Source organism: Prochlorococcus marinus XMU1419 (assembly GCF_017695955.1).
GTDB lineage: Bacteria > Cyanobacteriota > Cyanobacteriia > PCC-6307 > Cyanobiaceae > Prochlorococcus_A > Prochlorococcus_A marinus_AD.
In genome coordinates, this window is record NZ_JAAORO010000001.1 from 174,854 (window position 1) to 191,576 (window position 16,723).

Here is a 16,723-nt window from a genome sequence, read left to right on the forward strand (position 1 = left end):
AAAAAATTAATATTATGATTGCTCAAATTAAAAACATCTTCTTTTTTATATTATTTAGCTCTTTCTTACCTACACAATTATTGGCAAGGAATTTAGTAATAAAAAGTCTTGGACATAGTAGTTTTTTAATTAATAGTACAGAAAAATCTATTCTTATAAATCCCTTTAAAGCAATAGGTTGTGCAAGTAATTTAAAGGAGCCAAAAGAAGTCAACGCAGATTTTATTTTGGCTAGTTCTAGGCTTCCAGATGAAGGATATAACCCTAATGATCAATTAATGTTTGTTGAGCCAGGAATCTATCAATTTGAGGATATTTTATTAAAAGGAATTTCCGTCCCACATGACAGAGTAGATGGAAGAAGATTTGGGATGGCAACTGTTTGGAGTTGGGAGCAGAATGATCTTAAAATTGTTCATATGGGAGGCGCAGCTGGTGATATTGATATTAATAGTCAAATTATTTTGTCTCGTCCAGATATCTTATTTATTTCAATTGGAGGCGGAATAAAATCTTATGATGGGCAAGAGGCTTCAAGAATTGTTAAGCTTCTAAAACCTAATGTAGTTATTCCTGTTCACTTTGCTCGTGCCAAAAAAATTAATAAAGAATGTGATTTCTCAAATGCTGATTTATTTATCGAAAATATGAAAGATTTTAAAGTAAAATACGTTGGAAAAGATTTTCGAATAAAACCTAAAAGAATTGATCAAAATACAATTTATATTTTTGGTAATTAATTTATTAAATCTAAGACCTTGTAATTTTCCCAGAAAAAAATCATTTGTTCTTGAGTTCCAATACTAACCCTTATTGACTTATCAATATCTTTTTTGTTTTCCATACTTCTGATAAGAATACCTTTTTCTTTCATCTGTTGTATTAAAATTTGAGGATCTTTTTTTGGCCAAATTAAGAAATAATTACCACCACTAAAGTGAGTTCTGATTTTTGTTGATTTAAATTTATTTAAAATCCATTCCCTTGCTTTTTTTACTTCTAAAACATAATTATCAATATATGATTTGTCTTTAAGCGCTGCTAATGCTGCCGTTATAGCAAAGCTATTTACATCATATGGTCCTGTAACTTTGTTAATGTACTGAATTAAATTTTTATTGCCAAAAGTAAAACCTATTCTTAAACCAGCTAAACCAGCTGTTTTTGAAAGAGATTGAATTATTAGTATATTTTTATTCTTTTCAAAATCTATCGATTCAAGAAGACTATCCCCATTAAATTTTTCATAAAGTTCATCAACAATTATCAATGAATTTTTTTTGATATTTGCTAAGTTAATTATCTCTTTAGCATGTAAAACTGTTCCTGTTGGATTGTTTGGATTACAAATAAATATTAATTTTGGATTATACTTTATAATTTTTTCACTAAATTCTTCGGTGGGGAATAGAAAATTTTCTCCAATATAAGAACAAGTTATTTTCTTCATCCCTCGCATTTCTGAACAAGGAGAATAGTAACCAAAAGTTGGATTTGTAGTTAGAAATATTTGATCTTTTTCTCCAAAACAATTGAAAATTGCATTGATTGCTGCGTCTGCCCCATTGAAAATTCCTATTTCATCGTTATCAAATTTTCTTGAATCAAGATATTTATCACATAAAAAATTTTTTAATAAATTATATTCTGGATAAATTGAAATCTCATCTAATTTTATCGCTTGTAATGCCTCGAAAACATTAGGACTTGGACCTATAGTATTTTCATTAAAGTCTAAGCGGAGTAAATTTCTTCTATTTTCTAAAGGTGCAGAGTAAGACTGCATATTTATTATTTCTTCTCTTGGTTGTGGGAAAAGATTACTTAATTGATCAAAATCATTCATTACATTCTTTCTAAAGTTTCAATTCCTAGAAGCTCTAAGCTTAATTTTAGTGTTTTTGCAGTTAGATCACATAAATTAAGTCTAGAAATTTTTATATATTTTTCTTCTTTGAGTATCTGAACTTGATCATAGAATCTATTAAAAGTTTGACATAGCTCAAACAGATAATTGCATAATCTATTTGGCATTAAGTCTTTTTCAATAGATATTATGACTTCATCGAACTTAAGTAATTTTCTGATAAGTTTCCACTCAGATTTATGTTCATAATTTATATATTGCAAATCTTTAGAGTAATAAACAAAATCATTTTTTCTTTTAATTCCTGCAATTCTTACAAGTGTATATAACAAATAAGGTGCCGTATTGCCATTCAGGGAAAGCATTTTATCAAAACTAAATTGATAATTAGTAATCCTATTTTGGCTTAAATCTGCATACTTAACAGCTCCTAATCCAATGATTCTTGAAGTATTTTCAATAAAATCTTCTGTCTCATAACGATTTTCAACTTCTAATCTTTTCAATAAATCTTCTTTTGCTCTTCTAACTGCTTCTTTTAATAAATCTTTTAAACGTATTGTTTCACCTTCCCTTGTTTTTAGTTTTTTCCCATCAATTCCTTGAACTAAACCAAAAGGGACATGGTCTACTTGACAATTTTCTGGGATCCATTTTGCTTTTTTTGCTACTTGAAATACTCCAGTAAAATGATTTGCTTGTCCATGATCAGTTACATAAATAATTCTCGAAGCATTATCCCCATTAGGAGGTTTATTGAATCTGTATCTTATAGCAGCAAGATCTGTGGTGGCATAGTTAAAACCTCCATCTTTTTTTTGAATAATTAGCGGTAAAGGTTTGCCTTCTTTATTAGTCATCCCATCTAAAAATACACATTTTGCTCCTTCATCTTCTACTAATAATTTTTTTAAATTTAAATCCTCAATAACTGATTTTAAGAAGGGATTATAAAAAGATTCACCTCTTTCTTCTATTTTTATTTTTAAATTTTTATAGATTTCATCAAATTCTTTTCTAGATTGATCACATAATAATTTCCAAGCTTTAATCGATTTAATATCTCCACTTTGTAACTTAACTACTTCCTCTCTAGATCTTTGTTGGAATTCAGATTCATTATCAAATCTTTTTTTTGATTCTTTATAAAATTCAACTAAATCACTTATCTTGATTTTACCTATCTCTTCTAAATCATTTGAATATAAATCTTTTAGCTGTGTAATAAGCATTCCAAATTGCGTTCCCCAATCGCCAACATGATTTAGTCTTAATACTTGATAACCTCTTAACTCGAAAATTCTGGATATTGAATCTCCTATTATTGTTGACCTTAAATGCCCCACATGCATTTCTTTAGCAATATTAGGACTAGAAAAATCTATGATGACTTTATTTGATAATAAACTATCTAAATCTTTTGTAATTTGAGGTACTCCAGCCCTTTGGCATTGAATATTTGATTTAATTTCATTTATTAGAACTTCATCTTTTAATTTTATATTTATAAATCCAGGTCCAGCTATTTCTAGACTTTTACATAATTTTGATATGCTTTTATTTTTATTTAAAAGGTTAATAAAATCATTAGAAATATCTCTTGGTTTCTTTTTATATATTTTAGATAAACTTAAACAAACATTACATTGATAATCACCAAATTCTTCTTTTGATGATTGTGTAATTAAATTTTTTCTAAGAATTTCGAACTCTCTTTCTTTATCATTTTTTTTAAGACTATCTAAAAGAGATTGTTCAAAGTTATTTGTTAATTCTTTTAAAATGGTTAGCATTATTTATTCAATTATTTATCTATATGATTAATTAATATAACGCATACTTAAATCAATCCAATCACTTTTGGTAATTGAAGAACTTGTTGAAATCAAATCAATACCTTTTATTAGATATTTACTAATTTCTTCAGGGTTTATTCCAGAAACTTCTATTATCAAATTTTTATTGACTTCTTTTTTTAATGTATTAATTGATAAATCTCTTAATTCTTGAACGTTTTTTGTGATTATTTCAGGACTAAGTTCATCTAATAAAACACTATCTGCTCCTGCTAATACTGCTTCTTTTGCCTGTTCGATATTCTCAGCTTCAATTATGATATGAGTTGTAAAAGGCGAATTTAGGCGGATTTTTTGTACTGCGTTCTTAAGATTATCTGTCCATGCAATATGATTTTCTTTTATCATAGCTGCATCGTATAATCCCATTCTATGATTTACTCCACCTCCGCATTTGAATGCATATTTTTCAAATATTCTTAAGCCAGGAGTCGTTTTTCTAGTATCTGCTAATTTTATATTTGTGCCTTCTAACTTATCTACAAGTTTCTTTGTATATGTTGATATTCCAGATAAATGCATTGCTATATTTAAGCTGATCCTTTCACTAGCGAGTAAACTTTTTGAAGGTCCATATATTTCTAAGAGTTTTTGATCTTTAACAAATTTATCTCCATCAGAGATATTAAATTTTGGACTGATTTTTAAATCAATTTTTTTAAAAATTTCTTTTATAATCTCAACCCCACAAAATATACCCTCCTCTTTTGCAATCCAATATGCGTTACCATTCTCTTCTGTAATAGAGGAACTTGTTAAATCTCCCCTACCTATATCTTCATCGATCCAATTATCAATGATCTTACTTATTGTTGGAGTATTCAGATCCACTAAACAAAATGAATAAAAATTCAACTGTAGTTAGAGAATTAACTATAAATCACTATGTAAATTAACTCAAATTTATTTACCAATACAAAACTTAGAAAAAATATTATCTAGAAGCTCCTCTGTTAATTCTTGACCAGTTATTTTAGATAAGTTTTGAATACCATCTCTAAGTTCTATTGATAACAAATCAAATGGCAATCTATTTTTAACTATTGCATCAGTATCATTTAAATTTGATAGGCAAGCAGACAAATTCGTTAGATGTCTTTCGTTTAAAAATATATTGATATTTTCTAATTGTTTTAATTCGCATTTTTTTATGATTGTGTCGATTAATAATCTTTCACCATCATTATTCTTAATGCTCATAAGAATTATGTTTTTTAACCCATTTGAATTAATAATATTAGAGTCAATTAAATCTTTTTTATTACCCACAATAGTTATTAATTTTTCTTTAGGGATTTCTTTTAATATTTTTTTGTCTTCTTCATTAAATCCTTCTTCAAGACTATAAATATAAATTATGAAATCTGACTCTTTTATTTTCCCAAAACTTTTTTTAATTCCAATACTTTCAATTTGTTCATGAGTGTCTCTTATGCCAGCAGTATCAATTATTTTCATTGGGATGTCATTAATATTTAAATTCACTTCAATAACATCTCTTGTCGTTCCAGGAATATTAGTTACGATTGCTTTCTCTTTTTTTGCAAGCAAATTTAGTAAAGAACTTTTACCAACATTTGTTTTACCTATAAGTGCGATAGAAATCCCATTATGAATATATGAATTTCTTTTTGAATTTTCTATGAGTAACTCTATTTTTTCTTTCACTTTTTTGATGTTTTTTAGATACTTGGCGTAATCAAAATCTGTAAAGTCTTCTTCAAAATCAACTCTCGCTTCTATCTCACAAAGTTGATTTATAAGGTCATTTTTAATATCATCAATTTTTTTCTTTATTTCTCCTTGAACCCCGCTAAAAGCTAACTCTGCTGATCTGATATTGCTTGCGTTAATTAATTGGTTAATTGACTCGGCTTGAGTAAGGTCTATTTTCCCATTCAGAAAAGCTCTTTGACTAAATTCTCCTGGATTTGCAAGTCTAATTCTAGAATTACTTGATAATAATATCTTGAGAACTTTATTTACTAAGATAATACCTCCATGGCAATGTAGTTCAACAACATCCTCTCCTGTAAAGCTATTCGGTGATTTCATTACTAAAATTAAAACTTCATCTATAAATTTATTTTGTTTATTTTCCTTAATAAAACCGTGAAAAACTCTATGTGATTCCCATGCATATTTTGATTTAGTTTGAACAATATTTTTGCAAGAATTTATTGAGTCTTTCCCTGATACTCTTATTATCGCAACTCCTCCTTTCCCTATACTTATAGCTGAAGCAATTGCGGCTATCGTATCTTCTGTAGTAACTATAGAATCCATCTCTCGCTTTGTTATAGATAATTAAGTAAGATTATCAAGAATTTAATTTTGAATTTTTATTTCTGAATGAGATCTAAAAGAGATATTAACTATAAGAAAATTCTATCATTATTTTGGAAACAGAATGGAAGTCCTTTGTTTAATGCTAAAGGTTTAGCTATAGGTGTATTTAGTGGCTGCTTTCCATTTTTTGGGTTTCAGACGTTAATAGGGGTATTTTTTGCAAAACTGGCTAAGGGAAATATTGTTTTAGCTGCAATTGGTACTTGGATTAGCAACCCTTTTACTTATGTTCCACTTTATTATTTTAATTATAAAATTGGTTCTATTCTTATAAAAAATTCTTCTAATAAAATCATTGAAAAAAATTTGGCTATTCATGACTTATGGAAACAAGGTAGTATTTTTTCAATAAAATTACTTTTAGGTTCAACTTGTGTAGGTTTGTTATTTGCTTTTATTGCAGGTAGTATTGCTTTTGTGATTTACAACACAAAAAACAATAGATAGATTGATAAAATTTTAAAATTAACCTTTCCCAACTCTGGCAATATCTAAGACGTCTGCCATAGATTTAATTTGGTCAATAGTTTTATGAAGTTGACTATAACTTTCTAGACCAACACAGAGATTTATAATAGCTGGTTTACCAAAGGCAGTTTTAACATTCGCATCACTAACGTTTATGCCTTTATCAGACAGTCGCATAAGAATATCTTTAAGAACTCCAACTCTATCAATAACTTCTATTCTTAATTGAATTGGAAACTTATTATCGCTAGTTTTATTATTTTGATTCCATCCAACAGGTAATCTTCTCTCTATTGGTATTGGTATAACATTTTCACAATCTACTCGATGAATGGTTATACCATGGTTACCGAGTGATACTGTTCCAATTATATCTTCGCCTGGAAGTGGGGCACAGCATTTGCCTATTCTGTAATCAAGACCTTCTACACCAGAAATAGGTGATCTATTAAATTCATTATATTTATAAGTTGATAATTTATTATTACTTTTCAGGGATTTTGCTATTTCAGAATCAGAATCAGAATCATTTTTTATATCTTCTGTCTGTAACTTTACTTCTTCCCTTAATCTATTTAAAACTTGATGTAAAGTTAATCCACCAAACCCAAGAGATGCTAAAAGATCTTCCGTAGTTTTTAGATTGCATCGATTCGCGACTTTTTTCATAGCATCACTTGAAATTAATGTTTCAAAACCATTTCGACCGACTTCTTTTTCGAGTAAATCTCTACCTCTTTTAATCGTTTCATCCCGATGGCTTTTTTTATACCATTGGCGAATTCTATTTTTAGCAGTTGGCGTAACTACAAAATTCAGCCAATCTAAGCTTGGAGTTGCATTATTACTTGTCAAAATTTCTATAAAGTCACCATTTTGTAATGCTGTGGATAATGGCGAAAGCTTTTCATTAATCCTTATTCCATTACAGTGATTTCCAACTTCAGAATGTATTCTGTAGGCGAAATCTATGGCAGTCGATCCTTTTCTTAAACCAACAACATCCCCTTTTGGAGTAATTACAAATACTTCTTCATCAAATAAATCTTCTTTAATTGAAGCTAAATAATCATTATGATCTCCTTCATTATCTTCTTGTTGCCATTCGATTAATTGTCTCAGCCAATTAAATCTTTCCGCGTTACTTTTAGCTGGAGAGCCCCCTTCTTTGTATTGCCAATGAGCAGCAATACCATATTCGGCAATTTGATGCATAGAAGTAGTTCTAATCTGAACTTCAATAGGTCTATGTCTCCCAATCACAGAAGTATGGAGGGACTGATAACCATTTGGTTTTGGTAATCCTATATAGTCTTTAAATCTGCCTGGTATTGGTTTGAAAGTATCATGTACAACTGCTAAAGCTCTATAACAACTATCTGAATTATCCATGATAATTCTTAGAGCAGCAACATCATAAATCTCGTGAAATTGTTTTTGTTGTCTTTCCATTTTGCTCCAGATGCCATAAAGATGTTTTGGTCTTCCAGTTATTTCAAAGTTTTTTAAACCTGCGGAGACTAAGTTTTCTTTCATGAGATTCAAAGTTACTTTTAATCTTTTTTCTCTATCACTTCTTTTAACAGCTATTTGATCTTTTAGATCTTGATACTCTTTAGGTTCGAGGAATTTAAAGGCTAAATCTTCTAATTCCCATTTAAATCTGTTTATTCCTAAACGATTAGCCAAGGGTGCATAAATTTCTCTTGTTTCTCGGGCTATTCTTAGTTTCCTCTCATTATTTAGCCATTCAATTGTTCGCATGTTATGGAGTCTGTCTGCAAGTTTTACTAAAACAACTCTGATATCGCTTGTCATAGCCAAAAACATTTTTCTAAGATTTTCAGCTTGTGCTTCAGTTCTGTTATTAAAGTGAATCCCTCCTAATTTTGTTACACCTTCCACAAGTATTTTTACTTCTAATCCAAAATTTGCTTCTATATCCGATAAATCTATTCCTGTATCTTCAACAACATCATGTAAAAGTCCTGCAGCAATTACGGATGAACTGGCACCTATTTCCTTGAGAAGATTTGCAACAGCAACAGGATGAATAATATAAGGTTCGCCACTCGCGCGAAGTTGTCCTTCATGCGCTTTATAAGCAAGTTTAAAGGCCTTGGCGATAAGATTTTGGTTCTCATCGTTTTGACTATTTGATTTTTCATAATTATAAATATCTTTTAAAAGCCAATCTGGGATTTTTATCTCATAATTAAAAGATTTACTTTCATATTTTTCGTTTTCAGGCAAAATAGTTTTGGAAACTTCAATTTCGTTTTTTTCTTTTGAATTTGCTGCAGCCTCAGACATTTTATATTGCTTTAGATTTATTTTATTTAGGACTAGAAAAATTTGCTATAAAATCATGGAAATAAAAAAAGAAAAAATTCTTACTGTTAAAGATCTTACTGTTAAATATGGTTTAAAAAAGCTACCTATTATCAAAAATTTTAATCTAGAAATAAATAGAGGGGATCATTTGGCTATCGTAGGGCCCTCTGGGTGTGGAAAGACTACTTTTGCGAAAACATTGGTAAATATGTTGCCTGAACAAGCAAGTTCACAAGGTTATATATCAATTTCCTCATTAGATCCTAGAAAAATAAATAACAAAGAGGCGCAATTATTTAGAAGAAAAAATTTTGGATTTATCTATCAAGATTCTATAAAAAGGCTTAATCCACTTATGAGAGTTGGGGATCACTTATATGAATTGTTTAAAACTCATGATCAAACTAAATCATCTTTACTTATTAAAAAATTAGTAAAAGAAGTTTTTCAAAAAGTAGGAATTGAAGAAAGCAGACTTGATTCTTTCCCGCATCAATTTAGCGGTGGAATGAGACAGAGAGTTTCTATAGCAATGGCTCTTGCTTTAAAACCTAAATTATTAATAGCTGATGAACCTACAACGAGCTTAGATACCAAAACAAGTTTTGAAATTATGAAAGAAATAATTCAGTTATGCAATGAATTCGATACTACTTTAATTTTAATTAGTCACGATATTAATCTTGCAGCAAAGTGGTGCAAAAAAGTTGCAATAATTGAAAATGGATCGATTGTTGAAAAAGGAAATATAATAGATATTTTTCAATCACCAAAATCAAATATTGGGATAAAGTTAGTAAATGCTTCAAAAATAGTATTAAAATCAAATATTAAAAATAATGTTCGAGATGAGGTGCTTCTAGAGGTAAATAACTTAAGACATTGGTATAAATTAAATTCTTCAATTTTTATAAATAAATGGAATAAGGCTTTAAATGAAGTTAGTTTCAAATTATATAAGAATGAGACTCTGGGAATAGTTGGTTCTTCAGGCAGCGGTAAAAGTACATTATGTAGGGCTTTAATTGGACTTCTGCAAGTAAGAGGCGGTGAAATAAAAATTTATGATAAAAATCATGCATCGAAAAAAAATAAATCTTTTACAAAGCACAATAATATGCAAATTATTTTTCAAGATCCTTTTTCAAGTTTGAATCCGAAAATGACAATTAAAAATATTTTGGAAGATATATTTTTTATTCAAAAAATTTCAGATAAAAGAAAAATTGAAAAAGAAATAAAATTAATGTTTAGAAATTTAAATCTTCCCTTAAAGAATGACTTTTTTAATTCTTATCCTAGCCAATTATCTGGTGGTCAATTGCAAAGAATTTCATTAGCCAGGGCGCTATTGTTGAAACCAAAAATTTTGATTTGTGATGAGAGCGTTAATATGTTAGATGCTTCAGTAAAAATAGAAATTCTTGAATTACTTAGAGTCTTGCAAGAAAAAATGGATTTAACCATTATCTTTATCACACATGATTTAGGAATTGCTAAAAGATTTTGTAGTAGGTTGCTAGTTATGAAACACGGAAAGATAGTTGATGAAGGCGAAAGTTCTACAATATTCGCTAAAACTAAAAACACCTATACAAAATCTCTTATAAATTCTTCTTTAAATCTTACTTAGCTTTAAGAACGTTTAGTAATTTTTGAAAATCTAATGGTAATTCTGCTTCAAATATCATTTCTTTGCCATTGATTGGATGTATAAGGCCAAGCTTAAAAGCGTGTAATGCTTGGCCCTCTAATTTACATGGAAGTTTTTTGCATCTTCCATAAAGAGGATCACCCACAATAGGATGATTAATGTGAGCGCAATGAACTCTTATTTGATGCGTTCGCCCCGTATCTAGTTTGAAATTCATTAATGAGTAATTACCTAATCTTTCTTTTAATTTCCAATAAGTGCAGGCATATCTTCCTGAAGCTTCTTCAACTACTTTATATTTCAATCTATTGAATTTATCTCTACCAATGTGCCCCACTATTTGGCCTTCATCAGAATTAGGTGCTCCATGTATTACTGCAATATATTCGCGTGAAGCTATTTTTTCTTTTATTTGTTTCTGGAGATTTACCAATGCTTCTTGGCTTTTTGCTACCACCATGCATCCGGAGGTATCTTTATCTAATCTGTGAACAATACCAGGTCTTAGTTTCCCATTAATTCCAGGAAGATCATTACAGTGAAAAAGTAATCCATTGACTAGAGTTCCTGATTTGTGTCCCGGGGCTGGATGAACAATTAGTCCCGATTGTTTATTGATTACTATAATGTGTTCGTCTTCAAAAAGGATTTCTAAATCCATTTTTTCAGGTTTCAAATATACAAGAGGTTCTGGAGGAGGCATCCAGATTTGAACATTGTCGCCATTTTTTAAAGGGGTCTTTGCTTTCGCAGTTTTATAGTTTACAAGTACTAATCCTGAATTGATAAAATGTTGAATTCTTGCTCTACTTTGTTCTGGCCTTTTACTTACCAACCATCTATCTAGTCTCATAGGAAGAGGTAGCTCATAAATAATTTCTATTAGTTCACCCTCTCCAATGCCGAAGGAATTTTTATTATCTAATTCCATGGTGGGACTTCTAAAGCAATTTTACCAAGCATTTGATTTCTATAATCTTCCAATAATTTATGAGACATTCTTCTTCTATCTCCTGAGGTATGTTTTGAAGCTGCTTCATCGATCCAATCAGAAGGCCTCTCAAAGCCTTTTGCAATATCAACTCCATATCTATTAGATATTTGTTTTAATGAGATATTCGCATTTTTATCTTTGTTTAGAGTAGATATAATTTTGATAAATTCAATTGCGACACTCTCTATTTCATAAGCAGCCTCTCCAATATCGTCACATAATGCAAGATTAAGTGCTGATTTTTGATTTTCTAAATTAGGAGGTATAACACCAGGAGCATCTAGTAGATCAATACCACTATCTAATTTTATCCATCTTAAATTACGTGTCACTCCAGCTTTCCTAGCACTATCTACAACTCTTTTTTTTGCAATTCTATTTATTAATGCTGATTTACCTACGTTTGGAAAACCAAGTGTTAGGGCTCTTATTGGCCTTATTCTCATACCTCTAGAAATCCTTCTAGCATCAATTGATGATCTAGATTCTTTTGCAGATTTACAAATTTCATTAATACCTATACCTCTTTTGGCATCACACCAATGAGGATATTGATCTTTTTTATTAAACCATTTATTCCAACTAGTTATTGTTTCAGGAGAGATCATGTCTGATCTATTAATTACAAGAATATGTTTTTTATTGTTGATCCATTTATTTAAATGTGGGTGCCCTGTTGATATTGGGATTCGCGCATCTCTAACTTCTATAACTAGATCTACTTTATTGATGACTTCAGACAATTTTTTTTCTGCTTTTGCGATATGGCCTGGATACCATTGAATTTTGGGTATGTCCACTTCAATTAAATCAATAAAATTTTTGTATTCCTTTTAATTTTTATTAGTTTCAAAAGTATTTACTTTAAAGTTTAGTACAAATTTAATAACTAAAAAATTTTTATCATAGTTAATTTTTAAAATTTATTAAGGCATAGGTAACAGTTACTACTTTTTAACCCAATAAGTCTAAATAAACGTTAGGGTCTTAAAATTAAAAATCACGTTTGTTTAATGTCAAAATTATCTCTTTCCAGTCTTGATAAGACACATTTAGAAGGCAAGAAAGTTCTTGTGAGAGTAGATTTTAATGTTCCATTAAATGAAAGTGGCCAGATAACTGACGATACTCGCATTAGAGCAGCGATCCCAACAATTGAATATCTTATTAATAATTCTGCAAAAGTAATTTTAGCTGCTCATTTTGGAAGACCAAAGGGTCAGGTAAATGAAAAAATGAGATTAACTCCAGTAGCAGAAAGATTAACTGAATTGTTAGGGAAGAATGTCGCTCTTACTAATAGTTGTATAGGTGATGAAGCAATTGCAAAATCAAATAGTTTAGATAATGGAGATGTTCTTTTACTTGAAAATGTTCGTTTTTTTGGAGAAGAGGAAAAGAACGACTTGGATTTTGCTAAAAATTTAGCATCACATGCAGATATGTATGTAAATGATGCTTTTGGTGCTGCTCACAGAGCTCATGCTTCAACTCAGGGTGTTACAAATTATTTAAGTACCTCAGTAGCTGGATTCCTTTTAGAAAAAGAATTGAAATACTTACAAGGAGCAATAGATTCTCCAAAGCGCCCTTTGGCAGCAATAGTTGGAGGATCAAAGGTAAGTAGCAAAATAGGAGTGCTTGATTCTTTACTAGATAAGTGTGACAAAATCATGATTGGTGGAGGTATGATTTTTACTTTTTATAAAGCTAGAGGTTTAGATGTTGGGAAAAGCCTTGTAGAAGAGGATAAACTTGAGCTTGCTAAAAATTTAGAAGCAAAAGCAAAAGCAAAAGGTGTTGAATTATTATTACCCAATGATGTTGTTTTAGCTAATGAATTTTCTCCTAACGCCGAAAGTAAAATATCTCAAATTGATTCAATTAGTGGTAATTGGATGGGTCTAGATATTGGTCCAGAATCCATAAAGGTTTTTCAGAATGCTCTTGCAGAATGTAAGACAATAATTTGGAATGGTCCAATGGGAGTTTTTGAATTTGATAAATTTGCAGAAGGTACAAATGCAATAGCTACAACTCTTGCGGACTTAAGCGCCTTTTCTGAAGTTTGTACAATAATTGGAGGTGGAGATTCAGTTGCAGCAGTGGAAAAAGCAGGATTAGCTGAGAAAATGTCACATATATCTACTGGAGGTGGGGCTAGTTTGGAACTTTTGGAAGGTAAAACTTTACCTGGTGTGGCTGCTTTAAACGACGCATAGATTAAATCTCATCAACTATATCAATAGTCTTTGTGAAAGTAATTATTCCCTTTGGATGAGCTATGATGCCGGACCAAATTTGTACGCCTGGTTTTGATGGGGCTCTTGTAATTTTATAAATTCCCCCAGATGCTAGTGGTTCGAGCAATATTTCTTGTTCAAAAAATGAATTTATTTGATGAGGTTTTATAGCTCCAGCAATAATCACTTCTTCAAGAGGCTTATTTAAAATAACATCGATATCATATTTAGAACCAGTAAGAACTCTATCAGGAATTTTAAAACTAATATCTATCTCTTTATTATCATTTCTTATTGTTGTGAATAAATTTTTGATAATCCCTTCATCAATTTTTCCATTTACCATTGAAAATAAATAATCAAAATTTGATTCGAGTATATATATTTCCCCATTAACTATTTTTTCCCCAGAAACTTTTATTCGCAAAATTTCTTTATTTGGAATATTAGATTTTAATCTTTTGATTTTCCATCTGCTTTCAGGGAAATCATTGATAATCTTTGAAAATTGTCTTGATATATTTTGACTATCATCATTTCTAAAATTTTTTTTAATAAAGTCAAAATCTCGGCCATTTAGAGAGTTTTCTAGATTGCTTATAAAATCAACTTTTAAATTTTGCGTTATTGCTGAATTGGGAAAAATGAGATAAATAATTAAGTAGAGAGGAACTCCTATATTTTTGAATAAGTTTAAATTAAACATATTTATAATTTGTTATTTTCATTCTACTAATTTAACTTTTTATGTCTAAAAAAAATAATTTATTAGTTGCAGCTAGTGGAACAGGAGGGCATATTTTCCCAGCTTTAGCAGTTTCTAAAGAGTTAGAATACGAATGGAATATTCATTGGCTGGGTGTTCATCAAAGACTTGATACAAATTTGATTCCTAAAAAATATAATTTGAGGACTTTGAATATAAGGACACCAAGAAAAAATATTTTTTTGTTTTTTCAATATATAGAAATTTTAATGTCAACATTCCAAGTAATTAGGATTTTAAAAGAAAAAAAAATTAACTTAGTTTTTACCACTGGGGGTTATATATCAGCTCCTACTATTGTTGCTTCAAAACTTCTTAAGATTCCTGTCATTATTCATGAATCAAATTTAATTCCAGGAATGGTCACCAAATATTTTGGCTTTTTATGTAACTATGTTCTTTTAGGATTTAAGAAAACAAATTTTTATTTAAGAAATTGTAAAACTATTTTTACTGGTACCCCTTTAAGAGAGCAATTTTATAAATCTAATCTCTTGCCAGAATGGGTGCCAAAAGGAAAAGGACCTCTTTTGATTGTTATGGGAGGTAGTCAAGGAGCAAAAGCTATAAATCAAATTCTTTATGAATCTCTAGAATTTTTAATTGAAAAACAGTTTCGAATAGTTCATATTATTGGCGAATGTAATCAACAACCTTTTCATGTAAAAAATTCTACAAATTATATCCAAAAGAAATTTTCTAATGAAATGGCAGCTTTGATTCAAAACTGTGACCTTGTAATTTCAAGATCTGGTGCAGGAACAATAAATGAACTCATAGAAACTGAAAAACCTTCAATTTTAATTCCATATCCTTATTCTAAAAACAATCACCAAGAGAAAAATGCAATGATTCTTGCCGAAAGTGGAGGCTCAGTTTTATTACATCAAAATAAAATTTCTAAAGAAGTTTTTGAAGAAACTCTTGAACGAATTTTTAAAATAAAATCAAAAAACGGGAAAAATTACTATGAAATATTAGATCTTATGAAGAAAAACATGAAAAATTATAATAAAATCAAATCTAAAATTGAGATTAAAAAATTTATTAATTACTTTTTAAAGGAATTTTGAATTTCTTGACATAAAAGAGTGTTATTTTTCCTATTCTGCAAACTGATTCTTGCCCACTTTTCGCCAAGAAATCTAAATGAAGTGCATTCTCTAAGCAATATTCCCTTATTTTCTAAGTATTCTATATTTGGAGACAAGGATGCTTTACTTTCTATTAAAAAAAAGTTGGTTGAAGAATTATGAACTTTAAGGTTCTCTATTTTTGATAATTTTTCAAATACTCTCTTTTTTTCAATATTTATCCAGCTGTGAATCTGTTTTGTCCACTGTTTATAGAATTTCTTATTACTTAGGAGATCAATTCCGGCTTTAATAGCAAATGAATTTAAAGGCCAAGGATCTCTATTTAATTCCCATTGTTTAAGTTTTTTCGATGAGCCAATAATGTAACCTAATCTAAGACCAGGAATATTAAAGATTTTGGTCAAGCTTCTCAAGACTAATAAATTATCAAATCTTTGGGTTAACGGTATTAAAGATTCTTTGTCACCATTAGGTGTTATCGACAAGAAAGCTTCATCACAGATAACTAATTTATATTTTTTCACAACTTCCTCCAAAGAATTCTTTTCCCATAATTGGCCGGTAGGGTTATGTGGATTTGTTATCCAAATAACATCACCTTTTGGATGAATCGGAAATGATTGGGGAAAAGTATTATTCCAGTTTTTTGGTAATTCGCAATTTATAAAACTGCTATTCCAACAATTTAAAGATCTTTCATAATCAACAAATGATGGAGAAGGAATACAAGTTATTCCAAATTTGGATGCTTCATAACCTGCCCAGGTTATTAGTTCAGAAGCTCCATTCCCAGGCAATATATTGTCTGAATTTATCCCATGAAACTTGCCGATTATTTCTTTAAGATCACTCAAGTTTCTTTCTGGGTAATATCTAAAGCCAAGATTCTTAATTTCTGCATTTATTGAATCTATTACTATTTGAGGAGGATCAAAGGGTACTAATGATGCACTTGCATCAATAATTTCGGAGGGTAATAAATTTAATTTTTTCGCAATTGCATATACATTTCCACCGTGCTTTAAGTTTGATCCTTGCATGGCTAACGTTGAGTAATCATGAGGTTCACATTTGTTCATTATTCATTCTCTAATT

14 protein-coding genes are annotated in these 16,723 nt (G+C 29.7%); 5 read left to right on the forward strand and 9 right to left on the reverse strand.

What is annotated here, in order from left to right; genetic code table 11:
* Positions 1-14: 14 nt before the first annotated feature.
* Positions 15-740 carry an MBL fold metallo-hydrolase gene (locus tag HA151_RS00955; protein WP_209105709.1) on the forward strand — a complete coding sequence of 242 codons (726 nt, stop codon included), beginning with the start codon at positions 15-17 and terminating at the stop codon, positions 738-740.
* On the opposite strand, the gene HA151_RS00960 is transcribed toward HA151_RS00955, so the two are convergent.
* From HA151_RS00960 to mnmE, 4 genes are all read right to left on the reverse strand, one after another.
* Positions 737-1,846, reverse strand: coding sequence for a pyridoxal phosphate-dependent aminotransferase (locus HA151_RS00960; protein WP_209105710.1), 1,110 nt, complete (start codon positions 1,844-1,846; stop codon positions 737-739). The two genes, HA151_RS00955 and HA151_RS00960, sit on opposite strands and share 4 nt — an antisense overlap.
* Entirely contained in the window at positions 1,846-3,660 is a 1,815-nt protein-coding gene (argS, locus tag HA151_RS00965) for an arginine--tRNA ligase (protein ID WP_209105711.1), read from the reverse strand. Before argS ends, HA151_RS00960 begins: the two co-directional genes overlap by 1 nt.
* 27 nt (positions 3,661-3,687) lie before the next feature.
* Positions 3,688-4,554 (reverse strand): carboxylating nicotinate-nucleotide diphosphorylase, encoded by an 867-nt coding sequence (nadC, locus tag HA151_RS00970; protein ID WP_209105712.1) that lies wholly within the window; start codon positions 4,552-4,554, stop codon positions 3,688-3,690.
* 72 nt (positions 4,555-4,626) lie between these two features.
* Positions 4,627-6,009: a tRNA uridine-5-carboxymethylaminomethyl(34) synthesis GTPase MnmE gene (gene mnmE / locus HA151_RS00975; protein WP_209105713.1), complete on the reverse strand. Its 1,383-nt coding sequence runs from the start codon at positions 6,007-6,009 to the stop codon at positions 4,627-4,629.
* 66 nt (positions 6,010-6,075) lie between these two features.
* Between mnmE and HA151_RS00980 the strand changes: the two genes are divergently transcribed.
* Positions 6,076-6,519, forward strand: a complete 444-nt coding sequence (locus HA151_RS00980; protein ID WP_209105714.1) for a DUF2062 domain-containing protein — start codon at positions 6,076-6,078, stop codon at positions 6,517-6,519.
* Between the two features lie 18 nt (positions 6,520-6,537).
* Here the strand turns inward: HA151_RS00980 and HA151_RS00985 are convergent, their stop codons facing one another.
* Complete coding sequence (locus tag HA151_RS00985; protein WP_209105715.1) at positions 6,538-8,853, reverse strand: RelA/SpoT family protein; 2,316 nt, start codon at positions 8,851-8,853, stop codon at positions 6,538-6,540.
* Between the two features lie 55 nt (positions 8,854-8,908).
* Here HA151_RS00985 and HA151_RS00990 point away from each other — a divergent pair, with 55 nt between their 5' ends.
* Complete coding sequence (locus HA151_RS00990) at positions 8,909-10,507, forward strand: ABC transporter ATP-binding protein (protein ID WP_209105716.1); 1,599 nt, start codon at positions 8,909-8,911, stop codon at positions 10,505-10,507.
* On the opposite strand, the gene HA151_RS00995 is transcribed toward HA151_RS00990, so the two are convergent.
* Both HA151_RS00995 and ylqF read right to left on the reverse strand, forming a co-directional pair.
* On the reverse strand, positions 10,500-11,459 hold the full coding sequence (locus tag HA151_RS00995) for an RluA family pseudouridine synthase (RefSeq protein ID WP_209105717.1): 960 nt from the start codon (positions 11,457-11,459) through the stop codon (positions 10,500-10,502). The genes HA151_RS00990 and HA151_RS00995 overlap by 8 nt on opposite strands.
* Positions 11,450-12,322 (reverse strand): ribosome biogenesis GTPase YlqF, encoded by an 873-nt coding sequence (gene ylqF / locus HA151_RS01000; RefSeq protein WP_209105718.1) that lies wholly within the window; start codon positions 12,320-12,322, stop codon positions 11,450-11,452. Before ylqF ends, HA151_RS00995 begins: the two co-directional genes overlap by 10 nt.
* A gap of 213 nt (positions 12,323-12,535) precedes the next feature.
* On the opposite strand from ylqF, the gene HA151_RS01005 reads away from it, so the two are divergent.
* Positions 12,536-13,744, forward strand: coding sequence for a phosphoglycerate kinase (locus HA151_RS01005; RefSeq protein WP_209105719.1), 1,209 nt, complete (start codon positions 12,536-12,538; stop codon positions 13,742-13,744).
* A 1-nt stretch (position 13,745) separates the two neighbouring features.
* Here HA151_RS01005 and HA151_RS01010 read toward each other — a convergent pair whose 3' ends face one another.
* Positions 13,746-14,471: a hypothetical protein gene (locus HA151_RS01010; protein ID WP_209105720.1), complete on the reverse strand. Its 726-nt coding sequence runs from the start codon at positions 14,469-14,471 to the stop codon at positions 13,746-13,748.
* A gap of 41 nt (positions 14,472-14,512) precedes the next feature.
* Between HA151_RS01010 and HA151_RS01015 the strand changes: the two genes are divergently transcribed.
* Positions 14,513-15,604: a UDP-N-acetylglucosamine--N-acetylmuramyl-(pentapeptide) pyrophosphoryl-undecaprenol N-acetylglucosamine transferase gene (locus HA151_RS01015; protein WP_209105721.1), complete on the forward strand. Its 1,092-nt coding sequence runs from the start codon at positions 14,513-14,515 to the stop codon at positions 15,602-15,604.
* Here HA151_RS01015 and HA151_RS01020 read toward each other — a convergent pair.
* Complete coding sequence (locus tag HA151_RS01020; RefSeq protein WP_209105722.1) at positions 15,583-16,707, reverse strand: pyridoxal phosphate-dependent aminotransferase; 1,125 nt, start codon at positions 16,705-16,707, stop codon at positions 15,583-15,585. The two genes, HA151_RS01015 and HA151_RS01020, sit on opposite strands and share 22 nt — an antisense overlap.
* Positions 16,708-16,723: the final 16 nt, after the last annotated feature.